At 68.7% G+C, this 22,834-nt stretch carries 18 protein-coding genes; 6 read left to right on the top strand and 12 right to left on the bottom strand.

Translation table 11 applies throughout. From position 1 onward, the window contains the following. Nucleotides 1–6: 6 nt before the first annotated feature. A complete protein-coding gene (locus tag AC1RKE_RS07965) occupies nt 7–672 on the top strand; it encodes a transmembrane anchor protein (RefSeq protein WP_348684165.1) in 666 nt (221 codons plus the stop codon). A gap of 75 nt (nt 673–747) precedes the next feature. Here AC1RKE_RS07965 and AC1RKE_RS07960 read toward each other — a convergent pair whose 3' ends face one another. Continuing rightward, complete coding sequence (locus tag AC1RKE_RS07960; RefSeq protein WP_483458128.1) at nt 748–2,082, bottom strand: MFS transporter; 1,335 nt, start codon at nt 2,080–2,082, stop codon at nt 748–750. A 136-nt stretch (nt 2,083–2,218) separates the two neighbouring features. Here AC1RKE_RS07960 and AC1RKE_RS07955 point away from each other — a divergent pair, with 136 nt between their 5' ends. Next, entirely contained in the window at nt 2,219–2,617 is a 399-nt protein-coding gene (locus AC1RKE_RS07955; protein ID WP_348684167.1) for a MerC family mercury resistance protein, read from the top strand. Here the strand turns inward: AC1RKE_RS07955 and AC1RKE_RS07950 are convergent. The 10 genes from AC1RKE_RS07950 to AC1RKE_RS07905 all read right to left on the bottom strand — a co-directional run bounded on the left by AC1RKE_RS07950 (nt 2,614) and on the right by AC1RKE_RS07905 (nt 13,938). Continuing rightward, nucleotides 2,614–3,024 (bottom strand): hypothetical protein, encoded by a 411-nt coding sequence (locus AC1RKE_RS07950; protein WP_348684169.1) that lies wholly within the window; start codon nt 3,022–3,024, stop codon nt 2,614–2,616. The two genes, AC1RKE_RS07955 and AC1RKE_RS07950, sit on opposite strands and share 4 nt — an antisense overlap. 3 nt (nt 3,025–3,027) lie before the next feature. Then, the gene (gene copM / locus AC1RKE_RS07945; protein ID WP_348684171.1) at nt 3,028–3,468 is read right to left on the bottom strand and encodes a CopM family metallochaperone; all 441 of its coding nucleotides are present in this window, start codon (nt 3,466–3,468) and stop codon (nt 3,028–3,030) included. 29 nt (nt 3,469–3,497) lie between these two features. Continuing rightward, nucleotides 3,498–5,552, bottom strand: a complete 2,055-nt coding sequence (locus AC1RKE_RS07940) for a heavy metal translocating P-type ATPase (protein ID WP_492896786.1) — start codon at nt 5,550–5,552, stop codon at nt 3,498–3,500. Continuing rightward, nucleotides 5,549–6,148 carry a cation efflux transmembrane domain-containing protein gene (locus tag AC1RKE_RS07935; RefSeq protein WP_348684753.1) on the bottom strand — a complete coding sequence of 200 codons (600 nt, stop codon included), beginning with the start codon at nt 6,146–6,148 and terminating at the stop codon, nt 5,549–5,551. Before AC1RKE_RS07935 ends, AC1RKE_RS07940 begins: the two co-directional genes overlap by 4 nt. After that, entirely contained in the window at nt 6,145–9,366 is a 3,222-nt protein-coding gene (locus AC1RKE_RS07930; RefSeq protein WP_492896783.1) for an efflux RND transporter permease subunit, read from the bottom strand. Before AC1RKE_RS07930 ends, AC1RKE_RS07935 begins: the two co-directional genes overlap by 4 nt. A gap of 12 nt (nt 9,367–9,378) precedes the next feature. Beyond that, nucleotides 9,379–10,593: an efflux RND transporter periplasmic adaptor subunit gene (locus AC1RKE_RS07925; protein ID WP_348685369.1), complete on the bottom strand. Its 1,215-nt coding sequence runs from the start codon at nt 10,591–10,593 to the stop codon at nt 9,379–9,381. Then, nucleotides 10,593–11,846, bottom strand: coding sequence for a TolC family protein (locus tag AC1RKE_RS07920; protein WP_492896781.1), 1,254 nt, complete (start codon nt 11,844–11,846; stop codon nt 10,593–10,595). The genes AC1RKE_RS07925 and AC1RKE_RS07920 overlap by 1 nt, the downstream gene beginning before the upstream one ends. A 56-nt stretch (nt 11,847–11,902) precedes the next feature. After that, complete coding sequence (locus AC1RKE_RS07915; protein ID WP_348685192.1) at nt 11,903–12,364, bottom strand: hypothetical protein; 462 nt, start codon at nt 12,362–12,364, stop codon at nt 11,903–11,905. A gap of 155 nt (nt 12,365–12,519) precedes the next feature. After that, nucleotides 12,520–13,437, bottom strand: a complete 918-nt coding sequence (locus AC1RKE_RS07910) for a hypothetical protein (protein WP_348685190.1) — start codon at nt 13,435–13,437, stop codon at nt 12,520–12,522. 258 nt (nt 13,438–13,695) lie between these two features. After that, the gene (locus AC1RKE_RS07905) at nt 13,696–13,938 is read right to left on the bottom strand and encodes a helix-turn-helix transcriptional regulator (RefSeq protein WP_492896778.1); all 243 of its coding nucleotides are present in this window, start codon (nt 13,936–13,938) and stop codon (nt 13,696–13,698) included. 343 nt (nt 13,939–14,281) lie between these two features. On the opposite strand from AC1RKE_RS07905, the gene AC1RKE_RS07900 reads away from it, so the two are divergent. The 4 genes from AC1RKE_RS07900 (at nt 14,282) to AC1RKE_RS07885 (ending at nt 21,186) form a co-directional block, all read left to right on the top strand. After that, nucleotides 14,282–14,770, top strand: coding sequence for an RNA polymerase sigma factor (locus tag AC1RKE_RS07900; protein ID WP_492896776.1), 489 nt, complete (start codon nt 14,282–14,284; stop codon nt 14,768–14,770). 9 nt (nt 14,771–14,779) lie between these two features. Beyond that, nucleotides 14,780–15,754 carry a FecR family protein gene (locus tag AC1RKE_RS07895; protein ID WP_348682981.1) on the top strand — a complete coding sequence of 325 codons (975 nt, stop codon included), beginning with the start codon at nt 14,780–14,782 and terminating at the stop codon, nt 15,752–15,754. A 92-nt stretch (nt 15,755–15,846) separates the two neighbouring features. After that, entirely contained in the window at nt 15,847–18,801 is a 2,955-nt protein-coding gene (locus tag AC1RKE_RS07890) for a TonB-dependent receptor domain-containing protein (protein ID WP_348682979.1), read from the top strand. 6 nt (nt 18,802–18,807) lie between these two features. After that, nucleotides 18,808–21,186 carry a S9 family peptidase gene (locus AC1RKE_RS07885; RefSeq protein ID WP_492896773.1) on the top strand — a complete coding sequence of 793 codons (2,379 nt, stop codon included), beginning with the start codon at nt 18,808–18,810 and terminating at the stop codon, nt 21,184–21,186. Here the strand turns inward: AC1RKE_RS07885 and AC1RKE_RS07880 are convergent. After that, nucleotides 21,119–22,834: an asparagine synthase-related protein gene (locus AC1RKE_RS07880; protein WP_348682976.1), complete on the bottom strand. Its 1,716-nt coding sequence runs from the start codon at nt 22,832–22,834 to the stop codon at nt 21,119–21,121. The genes AC1RKE_RS07885 and AC1RKE_RS07880 overlap by 68 nt on opposite strands.

Genomic DNA, 22,834 nt, shown 5'->3' with positions numbered 1-22,834 from the left:
CCCTCCATGTACAACGCAAACCGACCCACCCGCGACCAGCTGCCGACCACGGCGGAGCTCCTGAAATCCACCGGCATCGCCGCCGTCGTCGCCGGGGCCATTCTGGTCACCGTCGTGTTGCCGGCTGAGTATGGCGTCGACCCAACTCGCATCGGCTCGGTCTTCGGCCTGACCGAAATGGGTCAGCTGAAACGCCAGCTCGCCCTCGAGGCCGAAGCGGATGCTGCGGCGGAGGCCGCCGCCGGTCAGACCTCGGGTGTCGCCGCCGCCCCGCCCCTGACCTCCGCCCCGGCCCCGGCGGGAACGCCAGCCGCGCCGATCGCTCAGCCCGTCACGGCGGATGCCGCAGCGGCCGGCGTCCGCTCGGACGAAACCGTGATCGAACTGGCCCCCAATCAGGGCGCCGAGCTGAAGATGGATATGGCCGAGGGCGCCAAGGTCCGCTTCACCTGGACCAGCAACGGCGGGGCCGTGAACTACGACACCCACGCCGACCGTCCGGGCCTTCGCTACCACGGCTATGGCAAGGGAACGGACCTGCAGCAGTCGGGTGAACTGACGGCCGCCTTCACCGGCAGCCACGGCTGGTTCTGGCGCAACCGCACGGGCCAGACGGTGACCATCACCGTCCGGACGGAAGGCGCCTATACCGAGATCAAGCGGGTGGTCTGACCCGTTTGACGATCAGCCGCCGCCAGTCGGCTGGTCAGATGGCGGGGCGCGGAACCCCCCTGCAGCGCCCCGCCATCACTTATCGTCCCGATCCGGCCAACGCGGATGCTCATCGTCGATCACGACGGGATGGGCGTGCCACCGCGAACGGGAATGCGGACGGTCTCCCTCGGCCAGATGGGGATGATCCGCATCCAGCTCGTCATGAGCGTGGGCCAGATTGGCCGGGTCGTACTTCGGCCAGACGACGAGGGCGAGAACCACGCCCACCGCGCAGAGCGCCGCCAGAACCAGGAAGGCCGCCCGCGGATCCGCTTCGGCGGAGACCAGGCCCGCGACGGGGTAGGCGATCAACCAGCAGGCATGGGACAGGGCGAACTGGGCGGCGAACAGGGAGGGCCGGTCCGCACCCGTCGAAGAGCGCCGCAGCGCCCGGCCCGCGGGAGTGATCGTCAGCGAATAGCCGAACCCCATCACGATCCACAGGCCGATGAGGATCGCATAGGTCGTCGCCGCGAAGGCGCCCAGCAGCAGCACTCCTGTCATGACCGCCGCGCCGGCGATCATCGCGGTCCGGTCGGTCACCCGTTCAAGCACCTTCGGGAGCGCCAGTGCCGCGGTCATCGACCCGACCCCGAACGCCGCCAAGGCCCAGGCCGTCGCCTGTTGCGACAGGCCGAAGCTGCTCTGGACGAGAACCACCGTATTCACGAACACCATGGCCCCGCCGGCCGCCGTGGCGAGGCCGACCGCCAGGAGCCCTCTCAGTCTCGGGGTCAGGGCGAACAACCGGACGCCGCCGGTCAGCCGCCGCATGAACGGCAGAGGCGCCGCCCCCGAAGCGCGTGGCAGCACGGCCCGGATCACGAAGGCTGCGGAGAGCGCGAACCCGAGCGCGGTGCCGAGGAACAGATTGTTGTAGCTGATGAAGGCAAGCAGCAGAGCCGCCAGAACGGGGCTCGCCACGCTTTCCAGATCCGCCGCGAGACGCGAGAGCGACAGCGCCTTGGTATACTCCCCCTCGTCTTCCAGCAGGTCGGGGATCATCGCCTGGAAGGCCGGAGTGAAGGCGGCCGAGGCCGTGTAGAGCCCCGCCATCAGCGCATACACCTGCCAGGCCGCGCCGACGAACGGCAGGGTGATCGCCACGCCCGCCCTGACCACATCCAGCGAGACCAGCAGGGTCTTGCGCGGCAGTCGGGCCGCGATTGCGCTCGCGAAGGGCGCTACGGCGATATAGGCGACCATCTTGATCGACAGCGCCGCCCCGAGGATTTCCCCGGCGCTGGCGCCGGCCAGATCGTGCGCCAGCAGGCCGAGCGCGACGGTCGCCATGCCAGTCCCCAGGAGCGCCGAGACCTGGGCGATGAAAAGGCGGCGGTAGGCCGGATTGGACAAGGGAGAGAACATCGCGGGGTCGCCTCGATCATATACTCCGGGAGAGTACCGGACATGTGGTCCGCTTTCCGCGTCATTTCCAGCCGTCGAGAGCGGCCGGGTCGATATTTCGCTGGAGCGGCGACGCGTTACAAGATAACATACTTGTATGCCCTCCCCCGGCTCCAGCCTCGATCGCACCCGCCAGGCCGACCTCATCGGCGCTGGCCTGTCCGTCGCCTGCGTGGCCCACTGCCTGTCCAGTGTGGGGGTGCTCAGCCTCCTGCCCGTGGCGGGGCTCGCCGGTGGCGAATGGCTTCACTGGACCCTCGCAGCCATCGCGGCGGTCGCGGCCTGGGTCGCCCTCGTCAGACCGCGCGTCGCGGCGCCGACCGCCCTTCGTCTGCTGGCCGGGCTCGGCATCGCCGCCCTCATCGCCGGCGCGGCGGAACTGCCGACCGCCGGGAGCGCGCCCTTCGCCACGATCGCCGGCGGGGTGAGCCTGGTTCTCGCCCATCTGCTCAATCTCGCGCGCGCGAACCGGGCGCGGCCGCTCCAGCCGGTCTAGCGCGCGCTCGCCGCCTTCGCCGGGTGATGGTGGCGTGGGGTGAAACGGATCTCATCGCGAGCGATGTAGAGCGCCGTCGCGCCGAGAACGCAGACAAGCGCCATTGCGCCGGCCATCACCCATCCCGCCTTGTCCCGTCCCGCGACGCGGTAGGTTATCGCCGTCAGCAACAGCATCACCACGGCGAACGGCGCGTAGAGCGGGATCCGATACGTCGCCGCGAGCGGCACGGCGATGACGCAGACGACCAGACCCGCCACGAGGCTGCAGCCGGCGGCGATCAGGGTGTCCGGGACGGGATCGAACGGCCGGGGACGGTCGCGGCGTTTGAAGCGTCCGCGACCGCGATAGCGGCCCGGCCGCCAGCGTGGCGCCTGGCTGCGAATGGGTGAGCGTTTGCCGCCCATGGTTCAGTTCGCCGGTTCCGCGGGACGAGCGGCGCGATTGGCGAGCCAGACCCGCATGCGCACAATCTCCGCCTCCTGGGTGCGGATGACCTCTTCGGCCAGTCCGCGCACCTCGGGGTCCGCGCCATGCTCCAGCGCGATGCGAGCCATGGCCACCGCCCCTTCATGGTGGGCGATCATCCCGCGCATGAAGTCGACATCGGCGTCGCCGCTGTAGTCAATCTCCATCGCCAGGTGCATGCGCTCGTTCGCCTCCTTGTAGGACCGGGTGGCCGGGCTGTCCGACGCGGCGTCGGCGTGGCCCGCATGGGCGTCCACCGGGCGCGCGTCGATCGGCGCCCCCGCCGGGGGAGGCGCGGCGTTCTGCCGGGAGATCATCCCGAAGGCGAACACCGAGACGAGGAGGAAGAGCGCGATCACGCTGGCCCATCCGAAACGTTTCATGAGGGTCTCCAGTTCGATTGGTTCAGATTTCAGGACGCGGGACGGGGATCGCGCCAGGCGAGCAGTCGCAGGGCGTTGAAGACGACCAGGAGGGTCGAGCCTTCGTGCAGGGCCACGGCGGGCCCTATGCCGAGACCCAGGATGGTGGCCGGGACCAGGAAGGCGACGACACCGAGGCTGACGAAGAGGTTCTGACGGATGATGCGGCGCGTCTGACGGCCGAGCCCCACCGTGAACGGCAGTTTCGACAGGTCGTCCGCCATCAGGGCGACGTCCGCCGTCTCCAGGGCGACATCCGACCCGGCCGCGCCCATGGCTACGCCCACGGTCGCCGTCGCCATCGCCGGCGCGTCATTGACGCCATCCCCGACCATGGCGACCGCCGCCTCGGCGCGCAGTTTCCGGATCGCCTCGACCTTGTCTTCGGGCATCAGGTCGCCCCAGGCCTCGGTCAGGCCGACCTGGCCGGCGACGGCCTGCGCCGCCTTCTGGTGGTCGCCGGAAATCATGATCATCCGGCGGATGCCCAGAGCCCGCAGCGCCGTAAGGGTTTCCCGAACCTTCGGACGCGGCGTGTCCAGCAGGCCGATCACGCCGAGATCCTGGGCGCCCTTGCGGACCACCATCAGGGTCCGGCCCTGATTGCGCAGGCCGGCGACCGCGATCTCGGCATCGGGTCCGAGCGGCGCTACGTCGTCGGCGCCGAACATTTCCGGCTTGCCGATCCAGACCGTCTCGCCATCGACCTCGGCTATCACGCCCTTGCCGGTGAGGCTGCGCAAGTTCTCGGCTTTCGCCCCCCAGGATCCGACCACGCGTCCGATCCCGTCCCTCACGATCGCCTCGGCCAAAGGGTGATCGCTGAGACGTTCGACAGCGATGGCGATGCGCAACAGATCTTGCTCGGTCGTCCGGCCCAACGGGACCACCTCGGTGATGCGTGGCCGCCCCTCGGTGAGGGTGCCGGTCTTGTCGAAGGCGATGGCGTCCAGCGCGCCGAGGTTCTCCAGCGGCGCCCCGCCCTTGATCAGCACCCCGGCGCGGGCCGCCCGTGCGACCCCGGACAGCACGGCGCTGGGGGTGGCGATGGCGAGAGCGCAGGGGCTGGCGGCGACCAGGACGGCCATGGCGCGATAGAAGCTGTCGCGGAACGGCTCATCGACGACGACCCAGGCGAACAACAGGACAAAGGCCAGGCCCAGGACGAGAGGGACGAAGACGCGTTCGAAGCGATCGGTGAACCTCTGGGTCGGAGACTTCTGGGTTTCGGCCTCGCTGACCATCCTCACCACCTTGGCCAGGGTGGTGTCGTCTGACCGCCGCGTGGTCTCGATCTCGATGGCTCCGGCGCCGTTGATCGTTCCGGCGAACACGACCGAAGCGGCGGCCACACCCGCCGGCCTCGCCCGCGCCGCCTCGCGATCCGCCACCGCCTGCTTGTCCACCGGCATGCTTTCGCCGGTGACTGGAGCCTGATTGACGCTGGTGGTTCCCGCGATGACGAAGCCGTCGGCCGGTAGCCGCTCGTTGGGCCGGACGACGACGATGTCGCCGACCTGCAGATCCTCGACGGGCAGTTCCATGACCTCGCCGTCGCGACGGACATGGGCGGTCCGCGGCGCCAAGGCGGCGAGCGCCTCGATCGCCCGCTTGGCGCGACCGAGCGCATAGTGCTCAAGGGCGTGGCCCAGGCTGAACAGGAAGAGGAGAAGCGCGCCTTCGGCCCAGGCGCCCAGGGCCGCAGCGCCGGCGGCGGCGACCAGCATCAGGGTGTCGATCTCGAAGCGGCGGCGACGCAGGTTCTCGATCGCCTCGCCGACCGTGAAGAAGCCCCCGAACAGATAGGCCGCCAGGTAGAGGACCAGCGTCGCCCAGCCCGGAACCGACGGTGCGAACCGCTCGATCAGGAACCCCACAGCGAGCGTCGCGCCGCTGGAGAGGGCGAAGATCAGCTCGGTGTTCGGTCCCAGCAGACCTCCGTCGCCGTGGCTGTGTCCCTCCTCGGCGGCGTGGTCGTGCCGATGCGGAGGCGAGGGATCGGGGGAGACGCCACGGGCGTCATTCCTTGCAGGTTCAAGGGTCATTTGACCACTCCGGTGTCAGAGGCCGCGCGCGCATCGCGCAGGATTTCGAGGCCGCCCTTGGCGGCGATGGCGGCGACCACCACCCCGACCAGCAGGTCGGGCCAGGATTGATCGAGCCACATCACCAGTCCGCCGGCGATGAGGATGCCGCCGTTGGAGGCGAAGTCGTTCAGGCTGAAGGTCTCGGCGGCTTTCATGTTGACGTCGCCGCTATGCTGGCGACGGATGAGCAACAGGCAGACGAGGTTGATGACGGCGGCCACGACGGCGAGGACCATCATGGTCGGGCCGACCGGTTCGGTTCCGATCAGGCTGCGCCGCAAGGCGTCCAGCAGGACGAGCACGGCGAAGATCAGCAACATAATTCCTGACGCCCGGGCGGCGCGGGTCTTCCAGATCAGCGCCCGACCGACGGCGAGGAAGCTGATCAGATAGACGGCGGCGTCCGACCCGTTGTCGACCGCATTGGCCAGAAGCGCGCTGGAGTCGGCGGCGAGGCCGCCGACTCCCAGGCCCACGAACAACAGGGCGTTCAGAACCAGCACCGCCAGCAGGATGCGGCGCTGGTTCCGCTCCGTGTCGTGGGCCGCGCTCACTCGTCCAGCCCTTCGGCTTTGCGATGCTTCACGGCCTTGGCCGCGAAGGTCGGGAGGACGAGAAGGGTCAGGGCCGTCGCCGTCAGCAGGCCGCCGATGACCACAGTGGCCAGAGGCTTCTGCACCTCGGCGCCGGCCCCGTGGGCGAGGGCCATCGGGATGAAACCGACGATGGCGACCATGGCCGTCGTCAGCACCGCCCGCAGACGGCTTGTCGCCCCCTCGATGGCGGCGTTGCGGGGATCGGCGCCGGCGGTCAGCCGGTCGCGGATCGCCTGCATCAGCACCAGCCCGTTCAAGGTGGCGACGCCGGAGACCGCGATGAAGCCGACCGCAGCGGACACCGAGAACGGCATCCCCCTGAGCAATAGCGCCAGGGCCCCGCCGACCAGGGCCAGAGGCACGCAGGCGAACACCAGTCCCGCCTCCGCGAAGGAGCCCAAAGCCATGAACAGCAGGATGCCGATCAATATGAAGACGACCGGAATGACGAGCCCCAGACGCTGCTCGGCGCGCTTGAGGTTCTCGAACTGTCCGCCCCAGTCGAGGCGCACGCCGGTCGGCAGCTGGATCTGATCGACCTGCTGCTGGGCGTCGCTGACGAAGCCCCCCAGATCGCGCCCGCGGACGTTGGCCTGAACCACCATGCGGCGGCTTCCGTCGTTGCGGCTGATCTGGTTCGGTCCCTCGGCGCTCTGGATACGGGCGACCGAGGACAGGGGCACGGTCACCCCGGTCGACGACACAATCGGAAGGGCGGCCAGGGCCGCCGGATCGTTACGCGCATCGTCCGGAAGACGGACCACCACGTCGAAGCGGCGGTCGCCCTCGAAGATCCGCCCGGCCTCGGCGCCGCCGATGGCGGCCGAGACCGCTTCGGAGACGTCGGCGGCCGACAGGCCGTAGTTGGCCGCCGCGAAGCGGTCCACGCTCACCGTCAGGGTCGGCAGGCCGGAGGCCTGTTCCACGCGGACGTCGGCGGAACCTTCGGTCTGACGCAAGGCGTTGGCGACCTGGTCGGCGACCTGCTGCATGGTGGCGAAGTCATCGCCATAGACCATGACGGCCAGGTCGGTCCGCACCCCCGAGATCAGCTCGTTGAACCGCAGTTCGATGGGCTGGCTGAACTCGAAGCTGTTCCCGATCTGTCGCGAGGCGACCTCCTCGAAGCGGGCGATCAATGCTTCCTTCTCGAGGTTGGGGTCCGGCCAGGCCTTGCGGTCCTTCAGCACGATGACGCTGTCCGAGATGTTCGGCGGCATCGGGTCGACGGCGGCCTCCGCGGTGCCGGTGCGGGAGAACATGGTCTCCACTTCCGGCTGGGCCGTGATGGCCCGCTCCAGCGCCATCTGCATGGCGAGGGATTGCTCCAGCGATGCGGACGGAACCCGCAGCGCCTGCATGGCGACATCGCCCTCGTCCAGGGTCGGGATGAACTCCCGGCCCAGGGTGGTGAAGGCGATCCCGCCGATCAGGACGGCGCCGAGCGCCGAGGCCAGAACGATCCTCGGACGGTCGACCGCGGACCGGATGGCCGGTTCGATCCACCGACGCGCCTTCCGGAGGATGAAGGTCTCGTGCTCGTGAGCGTGGCCGTGTTCGTCGACCTCGACCTTCTTGGGATCCCGCACCAGCAGGGCCGTCATCGCCGGCACGAAGGTGAAGGAGAAGATGAAGGCGCCGACCAGGGCCAGCATGACCGTCGCCCCCATCGGGATGAAGGTCTTGCCCTCGACACCCTCGAGCATCAGCAGCGGGGTGAAGACCAGAAGGATGATCAACTGGCCGAAGGCGGCCGGCTTGACCATCTGGCGCGCCGCCGCGGCGGCGACGCCGAGACGTTCGCGGCGCGTCAGCATCCGCCCCGCCTCGGCCCGCTTCTGGCTGAGCATCAGCAGGGTGTTCTCGACCACGACGACCGCACCATCGACCAGAAGGCCGAAGTCCAGGGCGCCGAGGCTCATCAGGTTTCCACTGATGCCGAAGCGGTTCATGCCGATGACCGCGAACAGGAAGCTGATCGGGATCATCAGGGCGGTGATCGATGCGGCGCGGATGTTGCCGAGCAGCAGGAACAGAACCACGATCACCAGCAGGGCGCCTTCGGTCAGGTTCTTGGCGACCGTGGCGATGGTCTTGTTCACCAGGGCTGAGCGATCCAGAACCGTGACCGCCTCGATGCCGGGCGGCAGGGTGGACCGGACCTCCTCAAGGCGCTCGCCGGCGGACTGGGCGACCGTCCGGCTGTTGCCGCCGGCGATCATCAGGGCCGTGCCGAGCACCGCCTCGTGACCGTCCCGGCTGGCCCCGCCCAGACGCGGCGCCTGGCCGATCTCGACGGTGGCGACATCGGCGACGCGGACCACCAGGCCGCCGCGATTGACGACCGGCGCCTGGGCGAGGTCCTCGATGGTGAGGGCCAAGGCGTCGGTGCGGACCGTCAGGGCCTCGCCGGAGCGCTGGACATAGCCGGCGCCGGCCTGGGTGTTGGCCCGGTCCAGCGCCTGGATCAGGTCGCCCAGACCGAGGCCGTAACCCGAGAGCCGGGCCGCATCGGGACGAACCGCATACTCCTTCACATAGCCGCCGACGGTGTCGACGCCGGCGAGGCCTGCGGCGGTCCGCATCTGCGGGGCGATGATCCAGTCCTGAACCGTGCGCAGATAGGTGGCGCGGGCCTGGGGCGTGGTCAGCAGCTCGCCGTCAGGGGTCAGATAGGCGCCTCCGGTCTGCCAACCGGGCTGGCCGGGCTTTGCGAGGTTTTCGGTGTTGAACGGCTTGTAATCGACCGTCCACATCAGGACCTCGCCCAACCCCGTGGTGATGGGGGCCATGGCCGGCTCCACCCCCTCGGGCATGGCTTCGCGCGCGCCGGCCAGACGTTCGGCGACCTGCTGGCGGGCGAAATAGATATCGGTCTGGTCGGTGAAGATGACCGTGACCTGGCTGAAGCCGTTGCGGCTGAGAGACCGGGTCGTCTGCAGACCCGGTATGCCCGCCATGGCGGTTTCGATGGGATAGGTGACCTGCCGTTCGATCTGCTCGGGCGCGAGGGCCGGAGCGACCGTGGTCACCTGGACCTGCCGGTTGGTGATGTCCGGCACGGCGTCGATGGGCAGTTTGGTGAGCTGGAACAGGCCCCAGGCCGCGACCAGGGCCGTGGCGAGCACCACGAACCAGCGGAAGCGGACGGAGGCCTCGATGATGGCTTTGAACATGCGATCGCCCCCTTAGTGACCGTGCTCGGCCTCGCCCTTGGCGAGTTCGGCCTTGAGCAGGAAGGCGTTGGCGGCGGCGATCCGTTCGGATCCCGTCAGACCGCGCAGGATCTCGGTCCGCCCGGCGGCCTGACGGCCGGCGAGCACCTGGACGGCCTGGAAGCCGCCCTCGACCTGGACGAAGACCACGGTGTTTCCGTCAACGGTCTGGACCGCCTCGGTCGGCACGGTCATGCCCCCGGTCGACTGGCCGGTGACGACCGCGCCGGTGACGGCCGAGCCGGCCGGCGGGAGCGTCGCGCCTGAAGGTCGGGCGCGGATCACGGTGGCCCCGCTCTCCCCGATCCCGGCGTCTGCGGCGACCCCGGTGACGATGGCGTCGAACTCGCCGTTCGGTCCGGTGACCCGCATCGCCGATCCGGTGCGAACGTTGGCCGCCAGCGCCGGCGGCGCATTGAACACCATCTCGACGCGGGCGGGGTTGCTGACCTCGGCGACCACGCCGCCCTGGGCGACGAAGCCGCCCGGACCGACCTGGACATTGCTGACCACGCCCGAGATCGGACTGACGACGCTCAGCCGGCCCGAAGCGTTGGGCGAGCCGGCCGCGGCGGAACGGGCCCGCGCGGCCCGGGTGGCGGCCTCGGCGCTGAGGAACTGGGCGCGGGACGCTTCCACTTCCTGGCGAGCGACGATGCCCTGATCCGAAAGACTGCGATTGCGCTCGTAGGCCTGGCGCGCCGCCTCGGCAGACGCCCCGGCGGCGTCTGCGTCGGCCCGGAAGGTAGCCGCCTCGCCGCTGACGAGACTGACCAGGGGCTGGCCGGCCCGCACCGCCTGGCCTGGAGCGACCAGCACCCGCTCGACCCGTCCGCCGACAGCGGCGGCCACCGCCGCGCGCGAGTCGACCATCGGCTCCACGCGACCGGCCAGGCGGGTCTCCCCGCCTCCGCCGCCGCCGACCCCGACGACGGTGATCCCCGCCGCCTGGATCTGGGCGGCGGTGAGCGTCACCTGGCCCTCGGGCGCTTCGCCCTCCTCGGCATGTTCGGCTTCGCCCTCGACGTGACCGGCTTCGTCTTCAGTATGGCCGGCTTCGCCTTCGGCGGCGGGCGGCGATGCCGGGTCGCCGCCTCGGGTGGCGAACCAGAGGCCGCCGCCGCCAAGGATCACCAGGGCGGCGACGCCGCCGATCAACAGGGTTTTGTTCGATGTGCGCTTGCGCATCACAGGGCTCCTTGGAAGGGGGCGCGGCCGTCCAGGCGCGCGAGATCGATTTCGGCGCGGACCCGCGCCAGGCGGGCGTCCACCGCGGCGGCGCGTGCGTTGACGAGGGCGGTGCGGGTGATGCGCAATTCCACCTGGGAGATGCGTCCGGCCTCGAAGCCGATCCGCGACAGGCGGTAGGCCTCCTCGGCGGCGGTGACGCCGGCGTCGGCCGCGCTCACCCGGCTGACCGAAGCGGCCAGACGGGCCACGGCCGCGGCGCGGTCGGCCTGGACCTCCTGCCGCGCCGACATCAGCCGGGCGTCCGCAGCGCGGAACTCAGCCTGGGCCGCGTCGATGTTCCCCCGGTTCCGATCGAACAAGGGGAGCGGCATGCTGATTCCGAAGGTCAGGGCCGTGGCGTCCTCCGCCTCGAACCGGCGAATGCCGACGCTGGCGTTGATGTCCGGGCGGGCCTGAACCCGCTGAACATCGACCCGGCGCTCGGCGGCCGTGCGCTGGGCCTCGGCGACGCGAACCGTAGGGGCGTCCTCAATAGCCGAGCCCCCTGTCGCCGGCGTTTCGTCCAGCAGGCTCGCATCGATCGCGGTCACGGGCGCAGGGATCATCGCGACGGCGGTCAGCCGGGCGTAGGCGGCGTCCCGTTCGGCGACGGCCTCGTCCCGTGTGGCGCGGGCGGCCGCGGCTTCGGCCTCCCCTTGAATACCGCGCAGCAGGGGCTCACGGCCTTCCTCGACCAGCGCCAGGGCGGCCCTGGCGTCGGCGACGGTAAGGGTCAGGGTTTCTTCGGCGAGCGCCGCCCGCCGTTGGGCGGCTTCCGCCTCGGCATAGACGAGCGCAAGGCGTCCGGCGGCGTCGATCACCGCCAGATCGCGCTGAAGTCCCACCGCGCCGGCCTCCGCACGCGCGGCGGCGACGCGGGTCGGACGACGCCCCCACAGTTCGAGATCCTGGCTGATCGCCAGGGTCATGTCGGCGTTGTTCAGCCCCGAATAGGGCCCGGAGCCGTAGGCGTTCTCGACATCGAAGCCGAGCACGGGGTTGGGCCGGACGCGCGCCTGACGGACACGCGCCTCGGCGGCGTCGTAGTTGGCGCGCGCCTCGAGGGTCGCCGGGGCTTGCCCGAGCTGGGCGAGAAGTTGGGCATAGGTCGGGGCCGGGTCAGCCCAAACGGGACTGGCCAGGCTCGCCGCGATCGCGACGAGGGCGCAGCCGACCGCGTAACGCGGCCGTCTGCGAGATGTGGGAGACATGATTCATTTCCAGAGTTTCTGAGGACGAAGAGGCGCGCAAAGGCGCAGGTCTTCGGTCAGACTCTGGGGGGACGCTTCAGCCCGTCGGGCGTGATGGAGGCCCGGAAATCATCCTGGCGGCCGCTCTCCAGCGGCGGTTCGCCGAAGGCGGGCGCGATCGCGTCCACGCCATTGGCGCGGGCGGTGGTCGTGTGGTGGCAGTGTCCGTGCGAGCAGACGCCGTGGCCGGCGCCCTTGTCGCTGTGATCGCCGCCGCCCTGATCGTGATCCACGATGGCATGGGCCGCGGGCGGCTCCGGCAGGCAGGTGGCGGCGTCGACGGCAGGCGCGAAGAAGAAGGCGGCGAACACGATAGTCGCCGCCACGATCAATCTCGCCCATGTCGTCATCGACCAGGTCATCTCGCGCTCGTTACTTCCGATCCCGAAAACAGGCAATGCGTTACAAAGTCCGCGCAAAGGCGGCTGTTGCCGGCCTCCGGCCCCCACATGAAACAGGATGGCGATGGCGAACCGCACGATTACACCGCTTTGCATCAGGCCCGCCCGACGCTCGCCCACGGGATCTCCACCATCCAAACCGGCCCGCCGCTCGGCGACCGCGCGCGGTTGGCAGGGTCGATGTCTGGCGTTAGATCGTGTGACGAAGCCTCATCGCCAGACCTCCGACAGACTCAGGTGAATTGTTGGGCGGCGTCGTTGAGGGATAACGCCAGCTTGAGCGCCCCCACCGGATCATCGCTCGGGGTCAGATAGGTCATCATGCCCTTGATCGCCGTGGGACGCGGACCGCCCCCATGCGTGGGAAGGGCGGAAGCGGCGGCCTGGCCGATGAACATCACCGGGAGAGCCGCCTTGCGGCCCGGTCCCAGGGCGGCGAGCCAATCATCGGCCGGGATTTCGTCGAGGGGCGCAAGGATCGCCCGGATCTGCTGGAAGTAGTCGGATGTGAATTTGGTCTCCGGGAAGGGCATCGACGACGCCGGCCACAGGGCGTCGTAGTCGAGCAGGTTCTTCACGTTCAGCACCACCAGACCATGGTCCGCCTCGCATGCCTCGATCTGGTCGGACGCCTTCTTGATGTTGTCGTAGATCGTCCGCGGGCGGCGGCTATGCAGGGTTTTCAGTGCGAGGGCCCAGCGTTTGGAGCGGTACGTCAACATGACATCCGGATTATCGCCCTTTGACGCAGAAGGATGATCCAGCTTCACGTCATCGGCGAACCTCATGGCCAGGGCGGCGACATAGAGCTCGATCACCTTGTTCCCGGCATCATCGGTCACCGGGCTGGCCGCATTCTGCAGCACGGTCGTCTTCGCCAGCATCTTGAGATGAGGGATCAGCTCCCCGAAATCCTTGTGACCCGCGACCCCCACCACCTTGCCGGCAAGATCGACGAACCCCATCGCCGCGCGCAGAACCGGCCGGGGATCGGCCGGCAGCAGGTGCGGATCGCGCCACATCTGGATGACGTTCATCATCTGCAACGCCTCGTCCTGCGACGCGCCGGCGAGGTCTACGCCGTGATCTGAGAGGATTTCGAGGAACCGGTCGACCGTCTCCTCGGCGCTGGTGAAGGAAGGGTAGGACATCAGGGCTCCATCGGCGTGCGGCCGGTCGATCCAAGCTACCATTTCTGACCTCCGGCGCCTGGCCCGGGGCGACGTTTCCGCAGTGGATCGACTCCGGGCGGGAAGCGCCCCTAGACTATGAGCCGGCGGGTTCCGGAACGGATAAGCGCTGATCGAGAGCCGGGGGACGCGAAAGCGTCGGCGGCGGTCATCGCTGAAACTCCCGGCTTCGGTACAGAAGTTCCAGACCCGCCCCCTCCTCGCTCCCGGCCCGAGACTTCACTCCGCGTCGGGGTCGATGATGCCGTCGCGGACGGCGACCGCGACCGCCTCAATACGGGTCCGGACACGGAGCTTCGCACAGGTTTTCTCCAGATAGCTGTCCACCGTGCGCGGCGAGAGGCCGACGATCTGGCCGATATCGGCCGAGCTTTTGCCTCGGCTGACCCACAGAAGGCACTCCGACTCGCGTGGGCTCAACGCGGGTGTCTCGTGAGGCTGGGTCGGTGACGCGCAATCCATGGACAACTCCCTGAGTGAACAGGATTCACGTTGGGCGGGAATCGTCGTTTCAGGCAACGACAGTGATTTGCGGTCTCCCCGCCAGATTTTTGCGGAAAGGCGGCCGGCGCGCCGCGGCACCGGGCGACTTGCACCCGCCACGCCTTTGATTCATGCTTCCAGGGCCGACGTTCGCGTTGGTGGGGCCTGGAATCCCCTGTGCGACATCAAGTCATCGACGACCCCGTGCGACGCACGGATGTCGGTTGCCGGCGCCTGCGGAGGCGTGCGCTGACGCGCGCGCGGCCGCGCGTGCGGTCTCGCCCGGATTCCGGACCTCTGTCGAAGAGGTCGGAGAGGCGTGGTGACAGACACGAAGCAGCTGGGCGCGGAGGGACAGGACGGTCTGGGCCGTCTCTACCGTCAGTACGCCCCCTGGCTGGGACGGCGTCTGCGCGGTCGGATCGGCGCAGACGCCGCCGCGGACGTGGTCCAGGAGACCTACATCCGCGCCGCGCCCTACGCCCTGGCCGACATCCGTCACCCCAAGGCCTTCCTGCTCAGGATCGCCCTGAACCTGCTGAATGACGAGCACAGGCGGGACGCCCGTCAGCGAAGGAACCGGGAGGCGGCGCCCGAGCCTGTCAGCGAAGCGGCCGCGCAATTCGACGCCGCGCTGCTGACCGAGACAATCCGCGAGATGCCGCCCCTGTATCGCAAAGTCTTCGTTCTCAACCGCTTTGGCGGTATGACTTATCCGGAGATTGCCCGGACCCTCGAGATCAGCGAGCAGACCGTGAAGTGGCGGATGGCCCGGGCGCTTGAGTATTGCGCGTCTCGGCTGGACCTTTAGGCAAGACGAATGACGATCGAGGCGGAGGCCGACATCAGGCGCAGGGAAGCCGTCGAGTGGTTCACTCGACTCAATCAGCGCAAGGTGACCACAGCGGACGTGCGCGGCTTCAGCGCCTGGCGCCGCGATCCCGCCAACGCGCGGGCTTTTCAGAAGATCGAGTCGATGTGGGAAGCCGCCGGCGCCCTGGCCGGCAACCCGGAGATGGCGGCCCTGACGGCCGAGGCGGCGCGCGGGCCTGAAACCCGACGGAAGCGCAGGCCGTCGGGCCGTCTGGTCTCGCTGGGCGTCGCCGGGGCGACCGCCCTGGCGGTCTGCGCCTTCAGCCTCACCTGGCTCCAGCAGAGGCCCGCGACCTATGAGACGGCGATCGGGGAGCAGAGGACGGTGCGGCTGGAGGACGGCTCGCGGATCACTCTGGACACCAACACGCGGGTCGCAGTGCGCTACACGCGGGATCGTCGCGCCGTCACCCTCACGTCCGGCCAGGCGATGTTCGATGTCGAAGGCGACGCCGCGCGCCCCTTCGTGGTGGCGGCCGGGGACACAAGGGTGACCGCTCTGGGGACCCGTTTCGACGTCCGGCGCTCCGGCGCGGGCGCGCGGGTCATCCTGGTCGATGGGCGGGTCGCGGTCCGACACGATGTGGACAGACCGGCTCAGTGGTCCCTCGCGCCGGGGCAGCAGGTCGTCACTTCCGCCCGCCAGCCCCAGGTGGTGACCACCAACGTCACGGCGGCGACGAGCTGGACGGTCGGACGGCTGACCTTCGAGAACACCCCGGTTTCGGTGGCGGTGGCGGAGGTCAATCGCTACAGCCGCGAGCCGATCGAGCTTCAGGACGCCAGGGTCTCGGAAATCCTTGTCAGCGGCGTCTTCAATGCAGGCGATGTCGACGGCTTTGTCGCGGCCCTGACGGACCTCTATCCGCTCCAGGCCTCGCGGACAGACGACGGCCGGATCGTGCTGCGCCGCAGCGCCTGAAAATAATTCGTTCCCGGACTTAGACTGAAGTCCGCGACCCAACGTCTCCTCCCCGCCCCGCACATTCGCGGGTAGAAAAATGGGGGAAAGCCATGGGCCACGGATACACTTCAACTGCGCTCGCCGCGCTGATGATGGCAGTCGCGACGCCCGTTATCGCGCAGTCGTCGGACGACGTCCGCCGCTTCGAGATCGCCGCTGGGCCGCTGGAGCGCACCTTGCCCGCCTTCGGCCGTCAGAGCGGTCTCCAGATCCTCTATCCGAGCGCCCTTGTCGCCGGCCGCCGGTCTGCGGCCCTGAGCGGAGATCACGCGCCGGAAGCCGCCCTGCAGCTCATGCTGCGCGACACCGGTCTGTCGTATCGCCAGAGCCGGCCGACGGTCTTCGTCCTGTTCGATCCCGCCGCGCGCGCCGACCTGGACGTGGACGAGGCCACCGAGCTGGGCGAGGTCGTGGTGACCGGCACCTATCTGCGCGGCGCCGACAGTCCGTCTCCCGTCACTGTCGTCACCCAGGCCGACGTCGACCGACAGGGACGGGGCACGGTCGCCGAAACGCTCGCCGCCCTCCCCCAGAACTTCACCGGCGCGGCCTATGAAGGGTCGGCCGGAACAGGCGCAGACCGCACGAGCCGCAACCTCGCCTATGCGACCGGAGTGAACCTGCGAGGCCTCGGGGCTGACGCCACCCTGGTCCTGGTCAATGGTCGGCGGATCGCTGGCACCGGCAGCGCGGGCGACTTCTCGGACATCTCGAACATCCCCACCAGCGCGGTCGCGAGGACGGACGTGCTCCTCGACGGCGCGTCCGCCCTGTACGGTGCGGACGCCGTAGGCGGGGTCGTCAACGTCATCCTGAAGTCCCGCTTCGAGGTGGCCGAGACCCGCCTGCGCGTGGGAGGGACGAGCGACGGCGGCGCCGAGGAAGTCTTGCTGTCGCATAGCGGCGGCTTCGACTGGTCGAGCGGCAGCATGGTCGCCGCCTACGAGTTTCATGACCGCGGAGAGCTTCGGGCGGCCGATCGCCGGCTGACCGCCGATGCCGACCTTCGCGCCCTGGGCGGGTCTGATCATCGCTTCTTCTACGGTGCGCCCGGCAATCTGATGGCGTTTGATCCCATCAGCGGTTCGTATGAACCAACCCACGCCATTCCCCCGGGTCAGAATGGCCTCAATCTCACGGCGGGCGATTTCCGGCCCGGCGCGGTCAATCTGACCAACCAGATGCAGGGACAGTGGAGCCTCCCCCACCAAAGGCGGAACAGTCTCTTCCTGGCGGGGCGTCAGGACCTGCCGGGCGGTTTCAGCCTGGACGGCGACATCCGGTACACGGACAGACGGTACAAGCAGGACACAATGGCCGATATCGGCATCCTGTTCGTATCCCCCGACAACCCCTATTTCACCCCTGTCGCGGGTGAGCCGTACCAGGAAATCGCCTACTCCTTCATCAACGATCTCGGCCCCGGCCGGGACGAGGGGTTCTCACGGAGCGTGGGCGGAGCCTTAGGGATCAGCGGAACGCTATTCGGATGGAACACCGACGCCTATTTCAGCGGAGGGCGTGAAACGACGGGGCTGCTGGCGACCAACCGTGTGCAGACGTCCCGGCTCGACGAAGCGATTGGCGCGACGCCCGATAATCCTGCGACCCCCTTCCGCCCGTCGGTCGACGGCTTCTTCAATCCCTACGGCGATCCGGCGTCGCACAGCGCGGCGCTGCTGGCCTTCATCGGGTCCGGCTACATCCGGTCGGAAAACGTCAGCACGGTCGCCTCGATGAACCTGAAGGCGGACGGCGTCCTGCTGAGCCTGCCCGGCGGCGACCTCCGCATGGCGATCGGCCTCGATGTCCGGCGCGAGCGGTTCGAGACCTCCGGTGAGAACTTCATCTCCGGCGCGACCCCACGTATCGCCGCCCCGACCCGGTTCGAGCGCGATGTGACCGCCGCCTTCGCCGAATTGCGAATCCCGATTGTGGGGCCGGACAATACCCGCCCCGGCCTCGAACGGCTGGAGGTATCGCTCGCCGGCCGGATCGAGGATCACGAAGGGGTCGGTCAGACGACCAATCCCAAGGTCGGACTGCTCTACAAGCCGACCACGGATCTACTTTTTCGAACAAGCTTCGGCACCTCGTTCAGAGCGCCCTCATTGCGCGAACTGAACAGTGCATATCGATTGGGCCCGGTTTTCCTCGATCGCGCGGGCTCCAATGTGATCAGCATCGTTCAGTACGGTGGCAATCCTGATCTGTCCCCGGAGACCGCCGAATCCTGGACCGCCGGGTTTGTCTGGACACCGAGCTCGATGGAAGGGTTGCGGATCGAAGGCGGCTGGTTCCGCACGACGTTCGAGGACCGGATCGCAACTCCGGTGGCGGAGAACCTGATCGACGCCCTGAACGATCCGACGCTCGCGCCTTTCATTCGCTACGTCGCCCCGCGCACCGATGCGGCCGATCTCGCCTATGTGCAGTCGCTCCTCGCCCATCCCGGCAACTACAACCCGAACGTCTTCCCCGCGACGGCTTATGGCGCGGTGATCGACAATCGCTATGTCAACGCCTCGGCGGTGGAGGTGCAGGGGCTGGATCTGTCGACGCGCTATCGCTTCACCCTTGGATCTGGCGACCTGTCGCTCGACGCGACCGTCACGCACCTGATCACGAACGACAGGACGATCACCCCGGCCTCGCCGACTGAGGACCTCCTCGGCGTTCCCAACTTCCCCGCGCGTTGGCGGGGCCGGCTGGGGGCCCAGTGGATGCAGGGGCCCATCACCATCGGGGGCGTCCTCAATCACGTCAGCGGCGGGCGGGACACCGCCAATGGCAGGGCGATTGATGACTGGATCACCCTCGACGGTCAGGCGCGTGTGGATCTGGATTCTGGCTGGATCAGGGGCCTTTCGCTCACCCTGAACGTGCTTAATCTCCTGAATGAGGGGCCGCCATTCTATGACGCCCCGGCGGGCATCGGCTACGACGCTGCGAACACAAATGTCCTCGGGCGCCAGGTCTCTCTCCAGCTCGTCAAGCGCTGGTGAGCGCGAATGCGCAGAGCCCTGTTTCTGATGGCGAGCGCTCTTGCGCTCGCCTGCCCGTCCCTCGTCCGGGCTGACCCATTGACGGTTGAGATCGCCTTGGGTCTTGAGAGCTACGGGCGCGTGGCGATCGACCCAACCGGCGCCATCGCCGTTTTCGAGGAACGCCTCAGCCGGATCGATCTCCCCCGACATGATGTCGAGGCCGAGGGCGCCAACCGCTACGCCCGACTGTATCGTCTCGATCTGGACGACACCGCCCCGCCGCGACCGCTTTTGCCGATGGCGGACAACGCCGGGTACACGGCTGGCCCGTTCTCGCCGGACGGCAGCCGCATGGTCGTCTTCAGACTTCGGGACGACGCCTGGCGTCTGGGGGTCGTCGTCCTGGCTACGGGGCGGGTGGTCTGGACGGAGGTTGCACCTGACCTGGGGCTGTGGGGGCGGTCAGTCGAATGGTTGGGAAACGACAGCCTGATCGTGCTGGGAACACCTGACGGCTCACTTCCCGCACGACTGGCGGGACCGCGCACGGAGCAAGCGCGCTTGCTGGCCCTGAGAGCGGCGGCGATGGAGGGGGCCGCTGCGGCCGTCATGGTGGGCTCAGACGCAAAGGATACCCTGGCCCCTCGTCGCCTCTGGCGGATCACGGCCACGACCGGACGCGCCTCCGCAATCGCCGACGGCCCGTTCCTGGACTTCGAATCCTCGCCGGATGGCCGCCATGTCGCGCTTCTCCTCGATGGTCCGCTGCTGCCGCCCCCAGCCGCCGAGGCCTCGACGGAGGTGAGGCGCGCGCGAGGCCTGCAGATCGTCTCGCTGGAGGATCGCCGGCTCATATCCCCCCCTGGGACTGGAGACATCTCCACCAGCCTTCTCGCCTGGTCGCCCCGATCAGACGCACTTCTCGTGGTCGCCATTGACGGCGACCGCACGCGGCTTCTGACTGTTGGGACCGACGGGCAGGTGCAGGATCAAACCCCGTCGGGCGTCACCCCCGTCGCGGCGACCGACTTCCAGGGAATGCCCACCGCCGAGGGTGGCTGGCTGGACGGCGCCCCGGTGTTCAAGGGCCGCTCCGAGGCGGGAGAAGGCTGGTTCAGCCTCGATGGCGGCATCCAGCCGATTTCCGGTCTGGGGCCGAACGCCCGGCTCGTTGCGGAACACCCGTCCGTCGTCCTCTTCAATCACGGAGGGAACCTCGTCCGCCTCGATTCAGACGGCCAGGTGACCGTGCTCGGACCGGCGGGATCCGCGGTCGACCCCGGCGGACCTTTCGGCCTGCGGGCCCTGAACGGCCCGATGAAAAGGCGCTTCGCCACCTTGTCACAACTTGGCGGGAGGCTCTGTCGAGTGTACGCCGACCCCGCTCTCGAGACGGCCTGTGCGATCGCCGCCCCAGGGGCTGCGGTCAGCTGGAGCCACGGGGTGAGCATCGACCGAAGTGGGCAGGAGGACGAGCCCGACGTCTTGAGGCGGCAGGACGAGCACGGGCGTACCGTGGTCCGGCGTATCAATCCCGAGCTGGACCGCATCGAGGTGGCGGCGCCGCGCCGGGTTTCAGCTCCGGGCGGCGTCGGCGGGTGGCTCTATCTTCCTCGAGATCTGTCCTCGAAACCGCCGGTCATCGTGGTGCCCTATCAGGGTGACGCCTATGACGCGCCGCCCTGGTGGATGCGGCGGGAATCCACGAGCCTTTCCATGGCCCCGCAACTGCTCGTGGCCGAAGGCTACGCCATTCTCATTCCGGACCTCCCGCCGACGCGCGAGCCCGCTGACGGACTGGCCGCGCGCATCCTTGCCGTTGTCGACGCGGCCGGCGCCGAAGGCCTGGTCGATGGGGAACGGGTCGGCGTATGGGGCTGGAGCTTCGGCGCCTGGTCAGCGGTCATGGGCGCGGCCCAGTCAGACCGCTTCGACGCCGTGGTCGCCCTGAACGGACCCATGAATTTCTCGACGGTCATTGGCGATGTGGGGTCGACCCTCAGGCTGGAGGGGGGGCATCCCCTTGCGGCCTCCGCCAGCGCGCGCTGGCTCGAGTCCGGCCAGGCCGCGATGCGGACGTCCTACTGGAGCGCGGCCGACCGATACCGCCGCAACAGTCCCTTCGACCAAGCCGACCGAATCCACACACCCACTCTCCTGGTCGCCGGGGAGTACGATCTCATGCTGGGCCAATCGGAACAGCTCTACGGCGCGCTCCACCGTCTTGGACGGCCCGTCGCCCTGACGCTCCTGATCGGGGAGGAGCATGGCCTTCGCAGCCCCGGCAATATCCGGCTCTACTACCAACAGGTCAGGGCGTGGTTCGACCGTTACCTCAAGCCCTCTGGAGGGCCAGCCGATCTCGCCACCGCCGAACCCAAGCCTCCGTCTGCGCCAGACTGAGCAGTTCTGAATGGCCGCCCCGCCAAAGCAGGTGATCACGGGTCAGGCGATCCTCCAGCGAGGGGGCGAGCAAGCCAGCTTCCGCCAGGGCGCCCCCGAGGAGATAGTCTCTGATGAAGGGAAGATGCTCGGCCACGGCTCGACCGTAATAGGCCCCGAGTTCGCCCTTGGATCGACGATCGAGGACGACGGACGGCACCGTATCGGCGAAAGCCGCCCGTGCGGCCGCGCGATCGCGACCGCCCCAGGTCAGGTCGACTGCGGAACGGGCGAGACCAGCCTCCATGACCGGCTGGCTGAGCAACGGATTGATACACGGTCCGCGACGGCTGCGGACCGCCGGGCCCTGAAAAGTCTGGCAGAAGGCCAGCGCCGAGATCTGCATGGCCTTGGCGGGCGGTACGCCCCGAAGGTCCTCGAGCCACGGATGCGTCCAGGACGACCGGTAACGGAGCTCTTCACGCCAGTCCCGGGCGAGCGCCGTCGGCCAAACGGGACGGCGCAACCAGCGGGACAGGCGATGCAGGACCTCGCCCCTCGCCCTGAAGCCACGCTCCCAGATTTCGTCCAGACCGATCAGCAAGGTCGGCATCTGGAAGAAGACGGCGTCGCCGCCCTGCCCCGTCAGCGATCCCCACGCATCGAGTTCCTCTATGCGTTCGGCGATGTCGTCATTGTAGTCGGGGTCGATGTCATTGGAGGCTGGCCGAAAGCCATCCGCGGCAACCTCAAGCCGTGGGGCTCCGAGACGCAATCCCTCCCGACGCACCTCGGTCAAGGTCACGCCGTGACGTCGAGCAACCGCCCGGGCATATCCCCGCTCGTCACCCTCCCGATGATCGACATAGTGATTGACCCAGGCCGCGACCCGTCCGCGCTGGTCGGTGGACAGGGCGGCCGCCACGATGGCGGAATCCAGCCCGCCGCTGAGTTCCGCGACCCAGCGCCTCGTCCCGGCAAGCGCGGTGACACCGAGTACCACGGATGCCTTGAGGTCCGGCGGCGCGGTCCGATCGCGATGCCTGTAGACTTCGGCCGGCTTCCAGATCCGGTCGCCGAGGTTGAACGTCTCTCCGACGGTCCGCAGTTCGCCGGCGGCGACAGGGGTCAGTCCGGTCAAGGCCAGGTTATGCCGGTGCTCACCCGGCCGACGCACCAGGGCGGCCACCTCGCTCCAGTCGATCGCCGTCGTGTCCGGAAGCCAGGGATCGAGGACGACATCGGCGCCGGTCGCAATGAAGGTCACGCCGTTTCGGCGCCAGACCACGCAATCGATTCCGCCAGACGGGTCGCGGAGAATGGAGACCTCGCCGGAGAACCGGCGAAGGAGAAGATAACGGCCCCAGTATTGGGAGCACACGTCACGGGCGCGCGCGCTGTCGAGACGACGACACCCGAGGACGCCCCGTTCCCGGGCCTCCAGTCGCTCCCCGTCCCTGTTGTAGATGTCTCCGATCAGAAGCCCATGGCCATCGAGGCCGCAGGTGATGTCCAGCCGTCCGGCGGACGGAGCAAACACCGCAAGGAAGGGCGCCTGAACCTTGCGGGACCAGCCGCGTCGGCTCAGTCGTTTCCGCATCGGCGCGATGGCCGCCTCGAGCGCGGCGGGATTGTCGCCGACGAGGACGATAGCCGAGTCCGCCGCCAC

It is taken from the genome of Brevundimonas sp. GW822-FHT03E11 (assembly GCF_058801445.1).
Note: the sequence above shows the minus strand (reverse complement) of the source record. Positions and strands in the feature narration are given on the sequence as shown.